The following is a 17021-nucleotide window of genomic DNA, read 5'->3' on the forward strand; positions in this document are numbered from 1 at the left end:
CGCCTTTGCCGGTGTCCCTCACGCCTTTGCCGGTGCCGCTCACGCCTTCAGGGTGTCCTTCCGGTACAGCCACGCCGCGCCGCCCGCGAAGAGGACGAAGTACCCGGCGAGGAGCGCGATGTCCTTCACGTGCGGGGCGTCGCCCAGTTCGATGGCCTGTCCGAGGGCAGCGTATGCGTGGGTCGGCAGCCAGGCGGCGATGTCGCGCAGCCACTGCGGGAAGGTCGCCGTGGGCATCCAGAGGCCGCCGAGCACGGAGAGACCGAAGTACACGATCATCGTGATCGGCCGGACCGCGTCGCCGGTCGCGAGATAGCCGATGGCCACCCCGAGCGCCGCGAAGCAGAGGCTGCCCGCCCAGATCGAGAGGGTCAGCGCCAGCCACTGCCAGGCGTCGAGCCGCACGTCCTTGACGGCGGCGGCGACCGCGAACACCACGAGGATCGACGGCAGGCTGACCACGGCGGCGCTGGCCGTCTTGGCGATCACATAGCCGCGCCCCGGCAGGCTGGTCAGCCTCAGCTGCCGCACCCAGCCGCTCTCGCGCTCCTTGGCGATGCGCTCGCTGTTTCCCATCAGTACGGCGGTCAGGGCGCCGAACGAGGCCATCGACACCATCATGAAGGCGGGCACGCTCAGCCCTGTGCCGCCGACCTTGTCCGTGGCGTCCTGGCCGCCCGCGATGAGCAGGAAGAGCAGGGAGGGATAGAGCACCGAGAAGAAGAGGAACTTCTTGTTCCGCAGGGCGCGGGTGATCTCCAGCTTGATCAGCGCGCGCGAGGCGACGGCGGATGCGATGACGTTGTTCATGCCCTGGCCTCCTCGGCCTCGGTGATCGCCACGAAGGCCTGCTCAAGGCCGAGACCGGTGACCTCCAGATTGCGGGGGTAGAGGCCGAGCCCGTACAGCGCGTGCACGGTGGCGTCGGCGTCCGTCGACTGGAGCCGGACCGTGTGCCCGGACACGTCGAGGGCGGCGAGGAAGGGCAGTGCGCGCAGCGCGCGGGCCCCGGCCTCGTCGATGTCCGCCAGGTCGAACGAGACCCTGCGGGCCCCCGCCTTCGCCTTGATCTCGGCGGCCGTGCCGTCCGCGATGAGCCGGCCCCGGTGCAGCACCAGGACCCGGTCGGCGATCGCGTCGGCCTCCTCCAGATAGTGCGTGGCGAACAGGACCGTGCGGCCCTGGTCCGCCTGTTCGCGCATGGTGGCCCAGAAGGCCTGGCGGACGGTGACGTCCATGCCGGTGGTCGGCTCGTCGAGGACGATCAGGTCGTTCGCCCCGGCGGTCGCGAGCGCGAACCGGACGCGCTGCTCCTGGCCGCCGGAGAGCTTGTCGACCCTGCGCTCCGCGAGCTGGGTGACGCCCGCGTGGGCGAGCACGTCGCTCACGCGGTGCGGCCTGGGGTGCAGATCGCAGGCGAGCCGCACCAGCTCGCGCACCGTGACCTCGCCCATCAGCCCGCCGCTCTGCAGCATCGCCCCGACCCTGCCCGCGGTGATCGCGTCGCGCGGGCTCGTGCCGAAGACGCGGACGCTGCCGCTGTCCGGCTGCCGCAGCCCGAGCAGCAGATCGAGCGTGGAGGACTTGCCGGCCCCGTTCGGCCCGAGGAGGGCGACGGTCTCGCCGGGAAGGAGGTCGAGAGTGAGGGCATCGACCGCGCGGACGTCCCCGTACCGCTTGGTCACCTGCTCGAAGGTCACTGCTGTCATGTGATCCATCGTCGCGGGACGCGGGGTGATGGCGGCAGTGTCGTGTGTGGGGAGTGCGGGATGACATCTGTCATCCCGCACTCGGCACAGGCGCTAGCTCCCGTTGGTGGCGATGACGCCGACGCGCTCCGCGGGCGTCTTGCCGACCAGCGCCTTGTTCATCGCGTTGGCCACGTCCGTCGGCTGGACCGGCGTCTTGTCGCCGTTGCCGCGCTGGATCAGGACGCCGTCGAAGACATTGCCGTACAGCTTCTTCAGCTCGACCAGGTCGTAGTGCGGCTGCAGCGTGCCGTTCTTGAGGACCTGGGTCTGCAGGACCTTCGGGAGCGACTTCGCCGGGCCGAACGGGATCGACTTCGAGCCCGCCTTGATCGTGACGTTGGCGGACATCGCCGGCTCGGCGAACCGGGTCATGAACTTGTCGACCTCGGCGTTCGAGACCGTCGGCTTGCGCGTGGTGACGGGCAGCTCGACGGTGCCCGCGCTGCCGGTCTCGACCTGCTTCTTGTACGCCTCGGCCACCGCGGTCGTCGCGGCGTCGACGTCGATTCCCTTGCCCGCCTTGCCGTACACCGGCACGGCCTTGCCGGGCACGAACTTGACCGAGCCCTCCTTCGCCGAACCGGACGCGCCCGCGGCACGCTCCAGGGCGGCCGCCAGCTTCTCCTCGTCCACCGGCATCTCGGCCTCGGCGACGCGCTCGCCGCCGAAGAGCGAGCCGATCACCGACACCGGGTTGTAGTCGCTGCCCGCGGCCTCGCGGACCGTGGCCTGGCTGTCCACCGTCAGGCCGGACTGGACCGGGTTGAGCGTGACCTCTTCGCCGTCGACCGACAGCTTCAGGGGCTTCTCGACGCGCTCGTCGATCGCCGCGTCCAGCTTCTTGACGGCCTCGTCCCGCGTGCCGCCGCCGATGTCGACGCCGAGCACGGTGGTGCCCTTCGGCACGTCGGCGTGGTTCATCAACAGGCCCGCGCCGTACGCACCGCAGGCCACGACGACCACCGCGACGCCGACCAGGACCAGCTTGTTGCGCCCCTTCTTCTTGGGCGCGGGCGCGGCGGCGGGCACGTTCGGCTGCACCGGCTCGGGCAGCTTCGGCGGCGTGTGCGGCACCGGCTCGTCGGGGTGCGGGCCGGTGGCGAACGGCGAGTTCTGGGCGGGCGGTACGACGGGGATGCCGCTGGTCAGCGTGTCGCCCGAGACGTTGGCACCGGGGGCGGGCGCGGTCGGGCCGCCGGGGATGGAGACGGGGCCGCCCTGGCCGGGGGCCGGGGGACGCGGGGCGCCGCCGGGGCCCGTGACGGGGCCCGGCTTCTGGGGCGTGAGGATGGCGGTGTCGTCGCTCATGCCGGTGCCGGTGCCAGTGCCCGCGCCCGAACGGGGGGTGGGGGTGACGCCGTTGGGAGGGCCGGTGAGGCTGCGGGGCGGGCCCAGGGGGGCGTCGCCCGTCACGGGACCGGTGGTCGGTCCGGTCGGGCCGTTCGGTCCGGTCTCGTCCGCGCCGCCTCCGGAGAAGTACGGCAGGTCGCCGCGCTGCCGGTCTCCGTTCTGCGGCGTACCGAGAGGACCGGAGGCCACCGCGCCGGACACGTCGAAGGAGCCGGTGCCGGAGCCGCTGCCGCCGGAACCCGAACCGGCGGGCGCGGAGCCGTTGTTGCCGCTCTTGCCCGCACCGCTACCGCTACCACTACCGGCACCGCCGCCCGCGCCGTTCGCCCCACTGCCCGAGGGGCTCTTGCGCGGCGCGAACCAGTCGCTGGTCTTCTCCTCCGCCGGAGCGGCCGGAACACCCGGAGCCCCATGGGCGCCCGAAGCGCCCGAGGCACCCGAAGCGCCCGAGGACGTCGCGCCCGCAGGCGCGGAACCCCCCGCGCCGGGACCGCCCGTGGAGCCGCCGGTCATGCCCGAAGCGGACCCGGAAGCAGAAGCGGAGGGACCCGAGCCGTTCCCGGCGGCGGGACGCTCCGGCGCACCGGCCGCGTCCTCCGGACGTCCGGGGCCCGCGTCTCCGTCACCGACGGGCGTCCGCATGACGACCGGCGGGATGGGGCGCGACCCGGGGATGTTGATCCGGATGCGCGTGGTCAGCGTGGTCTCGGTCTTGGGCTCGTCGGGCCGCCCCTCGGCGGCCTGCCGCTGCGCACCGTCCGCGGCGCCGTCCGACGCGGGCCCCTGCGCGGAGGAGCCGTACGGCGGCGTCCCCGAGGGGTAAGCGGCTCCACCGCGCCCCTGGGGCCCGGAGGACGAACTGTCAGTTTCACGACTCAAGGCAGGTTCTCCCGGTTGGCTCCGCCGCCCGTCTCGACCTAACGCGGGCGGCTCGGCGGCGCGCACCACCATACTGGCCGCCGTCGGCACTCATCCTGTGACCGCCGTCAAACCCGTGCGGGGCACGGGCTGAAGTGGTACGTCACTTGCCAAGTCGGGCGGCGGGCCCGCCTGGTTGCGGCCGCTGGCCGAGGGTGGCGCACATCACAGCGACCGCCATTCCGCCGAGCAGGAAGGCGTAGGAGCCGAGCCCCGCGCCGAAGAGGAAGTCCCCTTCGGGCCGGGTGGCCGTGAGCAGCATGACGGCCACGAGCCAGCCCGCCGCGGGCGCCACCGCCCCGGCTCTGGTGCCGACGGCGCGCGAACCTCCGTGGAACAGCCCGGCGGCGCCGAGCAGCGCGAGCAGCAACCCGCCCGGGAACCAGCCCCCTTGGACGAGCGCACCGGCCGTGCCGATCACCGCGCCGAGCGCGAAGAGCAGGATGTAGGCGCCGATCCGGCCGGGGTTGAGCGGCTGCGCGAGCGCGCTGCCGCCCGCCGTGGCGGTGGCCGAAGCGGAGGCCGGACCGGAACCCTTCGGCTTGCCGGAAGCGGAGGACGCCGATGACGCGCGGGAACGGGAACTCACGACGCCGTCACTCCTTCGTGGCCCACACCTTCGAGACCGTCGAGCCCCGCGAACAGATCCGTCTCACGTCCGCCGTTCATCGCACCGGCCTCTCCTCGCACCAACTCGTAGTACTCCACGTCGAAGATCGGCTGCGCGAGCCCGTTCGAGAGGACGAACAGCGGCCCCTGCACCTCGATCTGGGTGGCGTGCGCGCGCATCGCCGCCGCCTTCGCCTGCTTGAAGGCGGTCCCGTCGATCTCCGTCGTGATCCGCTCGTCGTCCGTCACACCGGGCACGTCGGCGACCACGGCGGGGGTGGTGAACGGCGAGTGCCGCAGGGCACCCTCCATCCACCGGAACCGCTCTTCGACGACGGAGCGGGGCGCGCGGTTCCAGTAGATCTTGGAGATGGTGTGCGGTTCGCCGAGATCGGAGCGGAAGGCCGCCTCGGCGGCGAGGTCGGCGGCGCGCATCGCGACGCGGTGCGCCTGGATGTGGTCGGGGTGGCCGTAGCCGCCGTCCGGGTCGTACGTCACGAGGACCTGCGGCCGCACCTCGCGGATCACCTCGACGAGGTGGGCCGCGGCGGAGTCGAGGTCGGCGGACCAGAAGGCGCCCGCCCGCCGGTTCTGCTCGACGCCCATCATCCCGGAGTCGCGGTAGCGCCCGGTGCCGCCGAGGAAGCGGTGGTCGGTGACCCCCACTTCCTTCATCGCGGCGGCCAGCTCGCCGATGCGCTGCGCGCCGAGCGCGTCCTCGCGGTCGGGCGCGAGATGGGCGAGCTCGGGCGGGATGACCTCGCCCTCCTCGCCGAGCGTGCAGGTCACCAACGTGACATGGACGCCGACGGCCGTGTACTTGGCCATCGTCGCGCCGTTGTTGATCGACTCGTCGTCGGGGTGCGCGTGCACGAGCAGCAGACGCCGGGCGGGCAGTTCCGTCATGGGACCACCCTACGAGCACCCCGACGGCAGGTCAGAACTTGATGTCGCCGATCATCCCCGCCACGTTCGTCGTCAGCTCGTTGATCGTCGGGGCGATGGAGGAACTCGCCAGATAGAAGCCGAGCAGCATGCACACGACCGCGTGCCCCGCTTTCAGCCCTGACTTCTTGACCAGCAAGAAGACGATGATCGCCAGCAGCACCACCGCCGAAATCGAGAGTGCCACGGCGGCTCACCTCCAAGTCCCAGACCCTGCACCAGTGCGGACGCCAGCAGGTTCATACCCACCAAGCGCTACGGATCATAACTATCCGTGGGTACGCATGACTCGGAGCACGGCAGCACAAGGGGGCGCATGCCCCATAGGCTCGGGGGATGACCACCGAGACCCAAGGAATCACCGGGCCCGCCGAGCGTCCCGCGCAGCGGCTCTCCTTCCCTCGACAGCACGCCCGCACACAGCGCTTCACGCTCGGTGCGCCCCGCGCGTTCACGGTGGCGCCGGACGGGTCGCGCGTGGCCTTCCTGCGCTCGTCCTCGGGCACCGACCGGGCGAACCAGCTCTGGGTCCTGGACCTGGCGGACGGGGTCGCCGAGCGGGTGGCGGCGGACCCGCAGGCCCTGCTGAACGGCGCCGCCGAGCGGCTCTCCGCCGCGGAGCGGGCCCGGCGTGAGCGCAGCCGCGAGGGCGGCGCGGGCATCGTGGGCTATGCGACGGACGCGGCGGTGGAGCTCGCCGCCTTCGCCCTGTCGGGCCGTCTCTTCACCGCGGAGCTGCGCGCGGGCACGGCACGCGAGCTGTCCACGCCCTCCCCCGTCATCGACCCGCGCCCCTCGCCGGACGGCCGCCACATCGCGTACGTGGCCAAGGGCGCCCTGCGGGTGACGGGCGCCGACGGCGAGGGTGACCGGGTTCTTGCCGGCCCCGCGCCGGACGAGGAGGACACGGTCTCCTACGGCCTCGCGGAGTTCATCGCGGCCGAGGAGATGAGCCGCTCGCGGGGCTTCTGGTGGTCGCCGGGCTCGGACCGGCTGCTGGTCGCGCGCGCCGACGACGCTCCGGTACGACGCTGGTGGATCGCCGATCCCGCGCACCCGGAGAGCGAGCCGGCGCGGGTCGCCTATCCGGCGGCGGGCACGCCCAACGCGGACGTACGCCTCTTCGTCGTGTCCCTGGAGGGCGAGCGCACCGAGGTGACGTGGGACCGCGCCCGCTACCCCTATCTCGCGCGGGTGCACTGGTCCTCGGCGGGCGCGCCGCTGCTCCTCGTCCAGTCGCGGGACCAGCTCAGCCAGCTCTATCTGGCGGTTGACCCGGCGGACGGATCGACCCGCATGGTGCATGCGGAGGAGGATCCGGAATGGCTGGAACTCTTCCCCGGTGCCCCGTCCTGGTCCCCCAGCGGCAAGCTCGTACGCATCGTCGACGAGGGCGGCGCCCGGGTCCTGGCGGTGGGTGAACGCCCGCTGACGGGACCGCAGCTGCACGTCCGCGCGGTGCTCGACGTGGCGGACGAGGATGTCCTGGTCTCGGCGTCGGCGGGCGCGGCGGCCACGGCCCCGGAGACCGGCGAGGTGCATGTCTACCGGGTCAATGAACTGGGCGTCGAGCGGGTCTCCACCGAGCCCGGAGTGCACTCGGCGGTGCGCTCCGGCGGCCTCACGGTCCTCGTGTCGGCCACCCTGGACCAGCCGGGCACTCGCGTCCAGGTACTGCGCGACGGCAAGCAGCTGGCGACCGTCGCCTCATACGCCCAGCGTCCGGGGCTCACGCCGCGCGTGACGCTCACGGAGGGGGGCGCACGCAAGATCCCGTGCGCCGTCCTGCTCCCCACGGATTACAAGGAGGGCTCGGGACCGCTGCCCGTCCTCCTCGATCCGTACGGCGGTCCGCACGGCCAGCGGGTGGTCGCGGCCCACAATCCGTACCTCACGTCCCAGTGGTTCGCCGACCAGGGCTTCGCGGTGATCGTGGCGGACGGCCGGGGCACTCCGGGCCGCTCCCCCGCCTGGGAGAAGTCGATCCTGCGGGACTTCACGCTCACGTTGGACGACCAGGTGGAGGCGCTGCGGGACCTGGCGTCCTCGTACCCCCTCGACCTCGACCGGGTGGCCGTCCGGGGCTGGTCGTACGGCGGTTATCTGGCGGCGCTGGCGGTCCTGCGCCGCCCCGACGTGTTCCACGCTGGGGTGGCCGGGGCTCCGGTGACGGACTGGACCCTCTACGACACGCACTACACGGAGCGGTACTTGGGCGACCCGGCCTCGGACCCGGCCCCGTACGCCCTGAACTCCCTCGTCACGGAGGAGGGCTTGGCGGCCCCCGAGGACCCGCACCGCCCCCTGATGATCGTCCACGGCCTGGCGGACGACAACGTGGTCGTGGCCCACGCCTTGCGCCTCTCCTCGGCCCTGCTGGCAGCGGGCCGCCCCCACGAGGTCCTCCCCCTCTCGGGCGTCACGCACATGACCCCCCAGGAGCAGGTGGCGGAGAACCTCCTGCTGCTCCAGGTCGACTTCCTGAAGCGTTCGCTGGGTCTTTCCTGACCTTCCCGGAGACGGCGATCGGCCGGGGCGACATGGCAGACCCCGGCCGATCTACGGCACCCGCACGGCCGTACGTCTCCCATGGTGCGGGCGACGTATATCGCGGGGGCGACGGCGCGATTGCTCCCGTGTTAAGGCCCCGGCCCCTTAAGGCCCAAGCCCCGCACGTCCCTACGGAACGACCTGCTTCTCCTCGGCGAAGTGGCACGCCGAGTCATGCGCCGCAGGCCCCTCCACATCCCGGAACTCCGCCGGGACCGCCAGCGCCGGAACCTCCAGCGCGCACCGCTCCCGCGCCTTCCAGCAGCGGGTGCGGAAGCGGCAGCCCGAGGGCGGGTTGGCCGGCGAAGGGACGTCCCCGCTCAGCAGAATCCGCTCGCGCTGCTCGCGGGCATCGGGATCCGGCACCGGCACCGCCGAAAGAAGCGCCTGCGTGTACGGGTGCGTCGGATGCTCGTAGATCTCCGCGTCCGTGCCGATCTCGACGATCCGCCCCAGATACATCACCCCCACCCGATCGGAGATGTGCCGCACGATCGACAGGTCGTGCGCGATGAAGACGTACGACAGATTGAACTCGTTCTGCAGCTTGTCCAGCAGGTTCACGACCTGCGCCTGCACCGACACGTCGAGGGCGGACACCGGCTCGTCGGCCACGATGATCTCGGGCCGCAGCGCGAGCCCCCGCGCGATCCCGATCCGCTGCCGCTGCCCGCCCGAGAACTGGTGCGGATAACGGTTGATGTACTCCGGGTTCAGTCCCACCACGTCCAGCAATTCCTGGACCTTCCCGCGCCGCGACCCCTTCGGAGCGACCTCGGGATGGATCTCGTACGGCTCCCCGATGATGTCGCCGACCGTCATGCGCGGATTCAGCGAGGTGTACGGGTCCTGGAAGACCATCTGGATGTTGCGGCGGACGGATTTCAGCGCGCGCCCCGACAGCTTGCTGATGTCCTCGCCCTTGTAACGGATCTCCCCGGCGGTCGGCCGCTCCAGGTTCACCAGCATCTTCGCGACCGTCGACTTGCCGCACCCCGACTCCCCGACGATGCCCAGCGTCTCGCCCTCACCGAGGTCGACGTCCACGCCGTCGACGGCCTTGACCGCGCCCACCTGCTTGCGGAAGACGATGCCCTGGGTGAGCGGGAAGTGCTTGACCAGGCCCCGCACCTGAAGGATCGGCTCATGGCCGGACGCCGAGCCGTGCGCGGCGAACTCGGCCTCCCCGCGCGCCTTGTCGAGCAGCTGCCGCGCCGTCTGCCCCTCCTCCTCCAGATGCTTCTTGCTGACGTGCGCACCGCCCTCACCGTGTCGCATCGAGCGTCTCCTTCCAGAAGTGGCAGGCGCTCCGGCGATCGGCCGTCAGGCCCTCGTAGGTGACCTGGGCGAGCGGCGGCACATCGGTCCTGCAGATGTCCTGGGCCATCGGGCAGCGGGGGTTGAAGGCGCAGCCGGGCGGGATGTTCATGAGGTTCGGCGGCAGCCCCTTGATCGCGAAGAGCTCCTGGCCCTTCTGGTCGAGACGCGGGATGGAGTCGAGCAGTCCGCGCGTGTACGGGTGCGCGGGGCGCCGGTAGATCTCGTGCACGGGGGCCTTCTCGACGATGCGGCCCGCGTACATGACGGCGATGTTGTCGGCGACGTCCGCGACGACACCCAGGTCGTGGGTGATGAGGATCAGGCCCATGTGCAGCTCGCGCTGCAGTTCGGCGAGCAGATCCATCACCTGGGCCTGGACGGTCACGTCGAGGGCGGTCGTCGGCTCATCGGCGATGATCAGCTTCGGTTCGAGCGCGAGCGCCATGGCGATCATGATGCGCTGGCGCATACCGCCGCTGAACTGGTGCGGATACTGTCCGACCCGCTCCTTCGCGGCCGGGATGCGGACCCGGTCCATCAGTTCGACGGCCTTGGCCCGCGCGTCCTTCTTCGACATCCCCTGGTGGACGACGTACATCTCACCGAGCTGCGCGCCCACGCTGAGCACCGGGTTCAGGGACGACAGGGCGTCCTGGAAGATCATCGCCATGCCGGCGCCGCGCGTCTTGCGCCGCTCCTCCTCCTTGAGCTTGAGGAGGTCCTGCCCCTGGAAGACGATCTCGCCGCCGGTGATCTTCCCGGGCGGCATGTCGAGGATGCCCATGATGGCCTGGGCGGTCACCGACTTCCCGGAGCCCGACTCGCCGAGCACGGCGAGCGTCTCGCCCTCGCTGACGCTGTAGTCGACGCCGTTGACGGCCTTCGCGACTCCGTCCCTGGTCCGGAACTCCACGTGCAGATCGCGCACTTCGAGCAGCGTGGGCGATGTGGGTGACATGGGCGGCTACCTCAGCTTGGGGTCGAGGGCGTCGCGCACCGCGTCGCCGAGCATGATGAACGCGAGCACGGTGATCGCGAGCGCCCCGGCGGGCCAGAGCAGCATGTGCGGGGCGTTGCGGATATAGGCGGAGGCGGCGGAGATGTCGATGCCCCAGGAGACGGTCGGCGGCTTCAGCCCCACTCCCAGGTACGACAGAGTCGCCTCCAACGCGATGTACGTACCGAGTGCGATGGTGGCGACGACGATCACCGGGGCGACCGCGTTCGGCGCGATGTGGCGCAGCAGCATCCGCGAGTTGGAGGCGCCGAGCGCCCGTGCCGCCTGGACGTAGTCGTTCTGCTTGGCGGTGATCACGGAGCCGCGGGCGATGCGGGAGAGCTGCGGCCAGCCGAGCAGCACCATGAAGCCGATGACCGGCCAGACGGTGTTGCTGGTGACGACCGAGAGGAGCACCAGGCCGCCGAGTACGACGGGGATGGCGAAGAAGACGTCGGTGATCCGGGAGAGGATCGCGTCCCAGAACCCGCCGAAGAACCCCGCGAGCCCGCCGAGCACGCTGCCGAGGATGGCGACGCCGAGCGTGGCGCAGACACCGACGGTGACCGAGGCACGGGCGCCGTACACGGTCCGCGTATAGACGTCACACCCCTGCCCGTCAAAACCGAACGGATGCCCGGAGATCGAGGACTTCTGGGCGTTGGCGAGATCGCAGTCGAGCGGGTTGCCGGAGGCGATCAGGGACGGCCAGATCGAGATGACGACGAGGAAGACGATGATGAGGCCCGAGATGATGAAGACCGGGTTGCGGCGCAGCTCGCGCCAGGCGTCGGACCAGAGGCTGCGGGCGGGGGCCGACGGCCCGGTGCCCTCGGGCCCGCCCGGCGTCTTCTCGAGCGTCGCCCCTTCGGTCGCCGCGAGGTCCATCGCACCCCCGGCACCGGTCGGGGCGATTGCTCCTCCTGGCTCCTGTGCATCAGGCATAACGGATCCTCGGGTCGAGTACGGCGTACAGGAGGTCGACGAGCAGATTGGCCACCAGGAAGACGAGGACGAGCACGGTCACGAACCCGACGACGGTCTGTGTGCTCTGCCGCAGAATTCCCTGGTAGAGCTGGAATCCGACGCCGTGGATATTGAAGATCCGCTCGGTGACGATCGCGCCGCCCATCAGCGCGCCGATGTCGGTGCCGATGAAGGTGACCACCGGGATGAGCGAATTGCGCAGCAGATGCCGGGTGATGACACGGCGCCTGGGGAGTCCCTTGGCGATGGCGGTACGGACGTAGTCGGCGCGCCGGTTCTCGGCGATGGAGGTCCGGGTCAGCCGGGTCACGTAGGCGAGCGAGACCGAGGCGAGAACAAGCCCCGGCACGATCAGTTCGTTGAAGGGCGCCTCCGCCGAGACCGACGGCTTCATGATTCCCCATTCGACGCCGAGCAGCAGTTGCAGCAGGAGGCCGGTGACGAAGGTGGGGATGGCGATGACGACGAGCGTCACGAGCAGTACGACGGTGTCGATGGGCCGCCCGCGCCGGAGCCCCGTGACGACGCCCAGCGTGATCCCGATGACGATCTCGAAGAGAATCGCGACGATGGTGAGCCGGATGGTGAGCGGGAAGGCCGTCGACATCAGCTCGGTGACCTTCTGCCCGTTGAAGGCGGTACCGAAGTCACCGGTGAAGACATTGCCCATGTACGTCACGTACTGCTGCCACACGGGCTTATCGAGGCCGAACTCCTTCTTCAGCTGAGCGGCTGTGGCGGGGTCGCACTTACGGTCCCCGCACAGCCCCGCGATGGGATCGCCCATCACGTTCACCATCAGAAAGATCAGCAACGTGGCGCCGAAGAAGACCGGAATCATCTGCAGCAGACGCCTGATCACATAACGTCCCATGGGGGCTCCGGAAGTAGTGGGAGCGGTGGCCCGGCGAGGTTTTCGCTTGCTCCTTCGCCGGACGACCGCTCCCCGGTCCTCAGCTGACCTTGATCTCGTTGTAGACGGGGACGCTGAACTGGTTCAGCTCTACGTCGGAGACCCGGTCCGAATAGCCGGCGCTGCCGTTCTGGTACCAGAGCGGGATGGCCGGCATCTGCTCGGCGAGGATCTTCTCGGCGTCCTGGAACGTGCCGACCGCCTTTGCGGTGTCCGTCTCCGCGTTGGCCTCGTTGACGAGCTTGTCGAACTCCTTGTCGGAGAACTTGCCGTCGTTGGACGAGGCGTCCGTGAAGTAGTTCGGCTCCAGGAAGTTCTGGATCAGCGGATAGTCCATCTGCCAGCCCGCGCGCCAGGCACCGTCGAGCTTCTGCTGGGACGCCTGACTACGGAAGTCGGCGAAAGTACCGACGGGATTCCCGACGCAGGACTTGTCGTTCCCCAGGGCCTTGTTGATGGAGTTGCAGACGGCGTCGACCCATTCCTTGTGCGAGCCGGTGTCCGCGTTGTACGTGATCTTCAGCGTGCCGCCGGGGATGCCACCGCCCTCCTCGACCAGCTTCTTCGCGTCGTCCGCGTCGTACTCGCAGGGGTCACCGCACAGCCCTTCCTTGTAGCCGCCGTCCTCGCCGAGTACCGGAGACGTCCAGTCGGTGGCGGGCGTACGCGTCTTCTGGAAGATGGTGTCGGTGATCTGCTCGCGATTGATCGCCCTGGAAAGCCCCTGGCGGACCTTGGCCTTCTCCGGCTTCGACCATTCACTGTCGTAGAACGGGAAGGCGAGCGTCTGGATGATGCCGGCCGGGGTGTTGATGTAGCGGTCACCCAGGTCGTTCTTGACGTTCTTGAGCTGGGACGCGGGAACGTCGTCGACGAGGTCGAGGTTGCCCGCCATCAGGTCGGTGTAGGCGGTGTTGTTGTCGGTGTAGACCTTGAGGTCGACGCCGCCGTTCTGCGCCTTGTCGTCGCCGCTGTACCCGTCCCACTTCCGCAGGGCCATCTTCGAGCCCTTGGTGTACGAGTCGACCGTGTACGGCCCGTTTCCGATGGGCTTGGAGAGCCAGGCGTCGTGGTCGTCGTAGAACGCCTTGGGCAGCGGCGCGAAGGAGGGATAGCCGAGGGTCTTGGGCCAGGTGGAGAACTTCTGGGTGAGCTTGACGGTGAAGGTCTTGTCGTCGACGACCTTCAGCCCGGAGAGGGTGTCGGCGCTGGCGTCGCCCTTCTCCGGATGGACCTTGTCGTATCCCTCGATATAGCCGAAGAAGTACGCGTTCTTCTGGTTGTTCTTCAGGTGCGCGCCGTAGTTCCAGGCATCGACGAACGACTTGGCGGTGACGGCTTCCCCATTGCTGAACTTCCACCCGTCCTTGAGCGTGACGGTGAAGTTCTGCGAGTCCTTGCTGTCGATCTTCTCGGCGACCATGTTCTTGGCCTCGCCGGTCTTCGGGTCGTACCGCACAAGACCCCGGAAGATCATGTCGAGGACCTTGCCGCCCTGCACTTCATTGGTGTTCGCGGGCTCCAGCGGGTTCTGCGGGTCCCCCCAGGACGACCCCACGATCCCGGAGCCGTCACCGCCACCACCACCGCTGTCACCGCCACCACCGCAGGCGGTCGCCGCAAGCGCGACGGTCACCGCACATGCGGCCCACTTGGCGTGCGTGGCTCCACGCATGGAGTGCCTCTCTTTCAGGCCTGAGTCCGAGTTCGGGTACTTGGGTACTCATTAGGTACTTAGGCCCAAATACACCCCAGAGAGGGGTGTACCGCATCTTTGGGGCGCCTTTCCGGGAGTAGTAGGACGGGGATGCGTCCGGATGGGGGGTGGTGGGGGGGCGCAGGGGCGGTGGCGGAGGTGTGGAGGCGGAGCGGGTGCGGGAGACGGGCACACCCCCGCATTCACGGGGCACACGCGGACCCCCGGCAAGCCGGATGGCCGCGCCCCCATGGGGACGCGGCCATCGGTGGGCGCAGGGCTACTTGTCGTAGTAGAGGTTCCAGTCCCAGCCCTCCCACGAGCAGGTGTAGATGGTCCACTTGCCCTTCTTGAGGCCCCACTTGCCGACCTTCACGCACGACTTCTTCGTCCAGTAGTCGTCGTAGAACTTCATCCCCTTCGCCTCGGCCTGGGTCCGGACCGAGGTCGAAGCCGAAGCCTCGGGCGAAGGTGCCGCCGATGCCGTAGTCGTCGTGATCGGTACGGCCACCATCGCCGCGCCCGCCACCACTCCCGCGACCTTCGCGAGCGTCTTCCTGGATGTGCCTGCCATTGAGCTCACTCCCCCGTTTTCGGATTCGCTTCCACGGAGACCTTCTTCCGCGTCTCCGGATGCCTTCACTCTGGCGGTGTCCGGCCCCAGCGGGAACCTGAGAACTCACAGGTTGCGGACGCGCGGCAGGGCAAGCGAAAGGGCGCCCGGAAGCCGACGCTTCCGGGCGCCCTCAAGTGAGGTCCAAGCTCACGCCGCGTGCACGACGTCCTTCTCCTCAGCGAAGTGGCACGCCGACTCATGCGCCGCCGGCGTGTCCTGGCCCGCGAAGCGCTGCGGGATCGCGAGCAGCGGGATCTCCTCCGCGCACTTCGCCTCCGCCTTCCAGCAGCGGGTGCGGAAGCGGCAGCCGGAGGGCGGGTTGGCCGGGGACGGGACGTCGCCGGTCAGGATGATCCGCTCGCGGCCCTCGCGGGCCTCCGGGTCCGGCACCGGGACCGCCGACAGGAGCGCCTGAGTGTACGGGTGCGTCGGGTGCTCGTAGATCTGCTCGTCGGAGCCGATCTCCGCCATCTTGCCGAGGTACATCACGCCCACGCGGTCCGAGATGTGCCGGACGATCGACAGGTCGTGCGCGATGAAGAGGTAGGAGAGGTTGAACTCGTCCTGCAGCTTCCCCATCAGGTTGATGACCTGGGCCTGGACGGAGACGTCCAGGGCCGAGACCGGCTCGTCGCAGATGATGATCTCGGGGTTGAGGGCCAGACCGCGCGCGATGCCGATGCGCTGGCGCTGACCGCCCGAGAACTGGTGCGGGTAGCGGTTGATGTACTCCGGGTTGAGGCCCACCACGTCCAGGAGGTCCTGGACCTTCTGGCGGCGCGAGCCCTTGGGAGCCACCTCGGGGTGGATCTCGAAGGGCTCCCCGATGATGTCGCCGACCGTCATACGGGGGTTCAGCGAGGTGTACGGGTCCTGGAACACCATCTGGATGTTGCGGCGGACCGCCTTCAGCGCGCGGCCCGACAGCTTGGTGATGTCCTGGCCCTTGTAGAAGACCTCACCCGCCGTCGCCCGCTCCAGGGTCATGAGCAGCTTCGCGACCGTGGACTTGCCGCAGCCCGACTCGCCCACGATGCCCAGCGTCTCGCCCTGGTACAGGTCGAAGGAGATGCCGTCCACCGCCTTGACGGCGCCGATCTGCTTCTTGATGAGGATTCCCTGGGTCAGAGGGAAGTGCTTCACCAAGTTGCGGACCTGGAGGATCGGCTCGCCGCGCTCCGCCGGCGCCTCGATCGCGGCCACGGCCTCTTCGGCGGTGGTCGCGTCGACCGTTTCCACCTCGGAGACGTTCGGCGTCGCGTCCTGCGGCTCGTCGGCCTTCGAAGCCTTCGTCGGCTCAGCCATGGATCGTCTCCTTCCAGAAGTGGCACGCGCTGCCGCGGCCCGGCAGCTCCGCGCCGTCCTGCTCGCTCACCGGCACCAGGGCCGGGATGTCCGTACGGCAGATGTCCTGCGCCTTGGGGCAGCGCGGGTTGAAGGCACAGCCGGTCGGGACGTGCAGCAGGTTGGGCGGCAGGCCCTTGATCGCGTAGAGCTCCTGGCCCTTCTGGTCGAGCCGCGGGATCGACTCGAGCAGACCGCGCGTGTACGGGTGCGCGGGGCGCTTGTAGAGCTCGTGGACCGGGGCCGTCTCGACGATCCGGCCCGCGTACATGACCGCGATCTTGTCCGCGACGTCGGCGACGACGCCGAGGTCGTGGGTGATCAGGATCAGGCCCATGTTGTACTCGCGCTGCAGTTCGGCGAGCAGGTCCATGACCTGCGCCTGGACCGTCACGTCGAGCGCCGTGGTGGGCTCGTCCGCGATGATCAGGTCCGGCTCCAGGGCGAGCGCCATCGCGATCATGATGCGCTGGCGCATACCGCCGGAGAACTGGTGCGGGTAGTCGTTCACCCGCTCCTTGGCGGCCGGGATCTTGACCTTCTCCATCAGCTCGATGGACTTGGCCTTGGCCTGCTTGCGCGAGAGGCCCTCGTGCACCCGGAACATCTCGCCGAGCTGGTAGCCCACCGAGAGCACGGGGTTCAGGGACGACAGCGCGTCCTGGAAGATCATGGCGATCTTGCGGCCGCGGATCTTCCTGCGCTCCTCGTTGGACATCTTCAGCATGTCCTGGCCCCGGAAGAGGATCTCGCCCTGCGGGATCTTGCCGGGGGGCATGTCGAGGATGCCCATGATCGCCTGGGCGGTCACGGACTTGCCGGAGCCGGACTCACCGAGGACGGCGAGCGTCTCGCCCGCGTCCACGCTGTAGTTGACGCCGTTGACTGCCTTGACGACACCCTCGCGGGTGTGGAACTCGACGTGCAGGTCCTTGACGTCCAGCAGCCTGCCGCTCTTCTCCTCGCCCGAGCGGGGGGCGGGAACCGAGTCTTCCTTGATGTCGATGCTGGTCATGTACGCCTCC

The 17021-nt window shown here is 69.6% G+C and carries 15 protein-coding genes; 1 reads left to right on the forward strand and 14 read right to left on the reverse strand.

The annotated features are described in order from the left end of the window. Window positions 1-39 precede the first annotated feature (39 nt). The 6 genes from ACIBKX_RS20120 to ACIBKX_RS20145 all read right to left on the reverse strand — a co-directional run bounded on the left by ACIBKX_RS20120 (window position 40) and on the right by ACIBKX_RS20145 (window position 5760). Window positions 40-810, reverse strand: coding sequence for an ABC transporter permease (locus ACIBKX_RS20120; protein WP_363271629.1), 771 nt, complete (start codon window positions 808-810; stop codon window positions 40-42). Beyond that, on the reverse strand, window positions 807-1718 hold the full coding sequence (locus ACIBKX_RS20125) for an ABC transporter ATP-binding protein (RefSeq protein ID WP_363271630.1): 912 nt from the start codon (window positions 1716-1718) through the stop codon (window positions 807-809). The genes ACIBKX_RS20120 and ACIBKX_RS20125 overlap by 4 nt, the downstream gene beginning before the upstream one ends. A gap of 84 nt (window positions 1719-1802) precedes the next feature. Then, window positions 1803-3980, reverse strand: coding sequence for a hypothetical protein (locus ACIBKX_RS20130; RefSeq protein ID WP_363271631.1), 2178 nt, complete (start codon window positions 3978-3980; stop codon window positions 1803-1805). A gap of 142 nt (window positions 3981-4122) precedes the next feature. Further along, complete coding sequence (locus ACIBKX_RS20135; protein WP_363271632.1) at window positions 4123-4608, reverse strand: DUF6113 family protein; 486 nt, start codon at window positions 4606-4608, stop codon at window positions 4123-4125. After that, a complete protein-coding gene (gene mshB, locus ACIBKX_RS20140) occupies window positions 4605-5534 on the reverse strand; it encodes an N-acetyl-1-D-myo-inositol-2-amino-2-deoxy-alpha-D-glucopyranoside deacetylase (protein ID WP_363271633.1) in 930 nt (309 codons plus the stop codon). Before mshB ends, ACIBKX_RS20135 begins: the two co-directional genes overlap by 4 nt. 31 nt (window positions 5535-5565) lie before the next feature. Beyond that, window positions 5566-5760: a hypothetical protein gene (locus tag ACIBKX_RS20145; RefSeq protein ID WP_055698844.1), complete on the reverse strand. Its 195-nt coding sequence runs from the start codon at window positions 5758-5760 to the stop codon at window positions 5566-5568. A gap of 149 nt (window positions 5761-5909) precedes the next feature. On the opposite strand from ACIBKX_RS20145, the gene ACIBKX_RS20150 reads away from it, so the two are divergent. Next, entirely contained in the window at window positions 5910-8081 is a 2172-nt protein-coding gene (locus ACIBKX_RS20150; protein ID WP_363271634.1) for a prolyl oligopeptidase family serine peptidase, read from the forward strand. Window positions 8082-8252: 171 nt separating this feature from the next. Here ACIBKX_RS20150 and ACIBKX_RS20155 read toward each other — a convergent pair whose 3' ends face one another. The 8 genes from ACIBKX_RS20155 to ACIBKX_RS20190 all read right to left on the reverse strand — a co-directional run bounded on the left by ACIBKX_RS20155 (window position 8253) and on the right by ACIBKX_RS20190 (window position 17011). Beyond that, window positions 8253-9401, reverse strand: a complete 1149-nt coding sequence (locus ACIBKX_RS20155) for a dipeptide ABC transporter ATP-binding protein (RefSeq protein WP_363271635.1) — start codon at window positions 9399-9401, stop codon at window positions 8253-8255. Further along, entirely contained in the window at window positions 9388-10401 is a 1014-nt protein-coding gene (locus tag ACIBKX_RS20160) for an ABC transporter ATP-binding protein (protein ID WP_363271636.1), read from the reverse strand. Before ACIBKX_RS20160 ends, ACIBKX_RS20155 begins: the two co-directional genes overlap by 14 nt. Window positions 10402-10407: 6 nt before the next feature. After that, window positions 10408-11385, reverse strand: coding sequence for an ABC transporter permease (locus ACIBKX_RS20165; protein ID WP_363271637.1), 978 nt, complete (start codon window positions 11383-11385; stop codon window positions 10408-10410). Continuing rightward, a complete protein-coding gene (locus tag ACIBKX_RS20170) occupies window positions 11378-12301 on the reverse strand; it encodes an ABC transporter permease (protein WP_363271638.1) in 924 nt (307 codons plus the stop codon). The genes ACIBKX_RS20165 and ACIBKX_RS20170 overlap by 8 nt, the downstream gene beginning before the upstream one ends. A gap of 79 nt (window positions 12302-12380) precedes the next feature. Then, window positions 12381-14015: an ABC transporter substrate-binding protein gene (locus ACIBKX_RS20175; protein WP_363271639.1), complete on the reverse strand. Its 1635-nt coding sequence runs from the start codon at window positions 14013-14015 to the stop codon at window positions 12381-12383. Window positions 14016-14316: 301 nt separating this feature from the next. Continuing rightward, entirely contained in the window at window positions 14317-14610 is a 294-nt protein-coding gene (locus ACIBKX_RS20180; RefSeq protein ID WP_363271640.1) for a hypothetical protein, read from the reverse strand. A 189-nt stretch (window positions 14611-14799) separates the two neighbouring features. Continuing rightward, window positions 14800-15957, reverse strand: a complete 1158-nt coding sequence (locus tag ACIBKX_RS20185) for a dipeptide ABC transporter ATP-binding protein (protein ID WP_363271641.1) — start codon at window positions 15955-15957, stop codon at window positions 14800-14802. Beyond that, window positions 15950-17011: an ABC transporter ATP-binding protein gene (locus ACIBKX_RS20190; RefSeq protein ID WP_363271642.1), complete on the reverse strand. Its 1062-nt coding sequence runs from the start codon at window positions 17009-17011 to the stop codon at window positions 15950-15952. Before ACIBKX_RS20190 ends, ACIBKX_RS20185 begins: the two co-directional genes overlap by 8 nt. Between the last annotated feature and the right edge of the window lie 10 nt (window positions 17012-17021).

This window comes from Streptomyces sp. NPDC050658, from assembly GCF_044457025.1.
Lineage (GTDB): Bacteria > Actinomycetota > Actinomycetes > Streptomycetales > Streptomycetaceae > Streptomyces.

What these genes read in the sequence shown, in the direction of transcription:
- mshB (WP_363271633.1), bottom strand. Translation starts at nt 5,534, where the DNA reads ATGACGGAACTGCCCGCCCGGCGTCTGCTGCTCGTGCACGCGCACCCC.
- ACIBKX_RS20125 (WP_363271630.1), bottom strand. Translation starts at nt 1,718, where the DNA reads ATGGATCACATGACAGCAGTGACCTTCGAGCAGGTGACCAAGCGGTAC.
- ACIBKX_RS20155 (WP_363271635.1), bottom strand. Translation starts at nt 9,401, where the DNA reads ATGCGACACGGTGAGGGCGGTGCGCACGTCAGCAAGAAGCATCTGGAG.
- ACIBKX_RS20150 (WP_363271634.1), top strand. Translation starts at nt 5,910, where the DNA reads ATGACCACCGAGACCCAAGGAATCACCGGGCCCGCCGAGCGTCCCGCG.
- ACIBKX_RS20190 (WP_363271642.1), bottom strand. Translation starts at nt 17,011, where the DNA reads ATGACCAGCATCGACATCAAGGAAGACTCGGTTCCCGCCCCCCGCTCG.
- ACIBKX_RS20175 (WP_363271639.1), bottom strand. Translation starts at nt 14,015, where the DNA reads ATGCGTGGAGCCACGCACGCCAAGTGGGCCGCATGTGCGGTGACCGTC.
- ACIBKX_RS20170 (WP_363271638.1), bottom strand. Translation starts at nt 12,301, where the DNA reads ATGGGACGTTATGTGATCAGGCGTCTGCTGCAGATGATTCCGGTCTTC.
- ACIBKX_RS20185 (WP_363271641.1), bottom strand. Translation starts at nt 15,957, where the DNA reads ATGGCTGAGCCGACGAAGGCTTCGAAGGCCGACGAGCCGCAGGACGCG.
- ACIBKX_RS20165 (WP_363271637.1), bottom strand. Translation starts at nt 11,385, where the DNA reads ATGCCTGATGCACAGGAGCCAGGAGGAGCAATCGCCCCGACCGGTGCC.
- ACIBKX_RS20180 (WP_363271640.1), bottom strand. Translation starts at nt 14,610, where the DNA reads ATGGCAGGCACATCCAGGAAGACGCTCGCGAAGGTCGCGGGAGTGGTG.
- ACIBKX_RS20160 (WP_363271636.1), bottom strand. Translation starts at nt 10,401, where the DNA reads ATGTCACCCACATCGCCCACGCTGCTCGAAGTGCGCGATCTGCACGTG.
- ACIBKX_RS20120 (WP_363271629.1), bottom strand. Translation starts at nt 810, where the DNA reads ATGAACAACGTCATCGCATCCGCCGTCGCCTCGCGCGCGCTGATCAAG.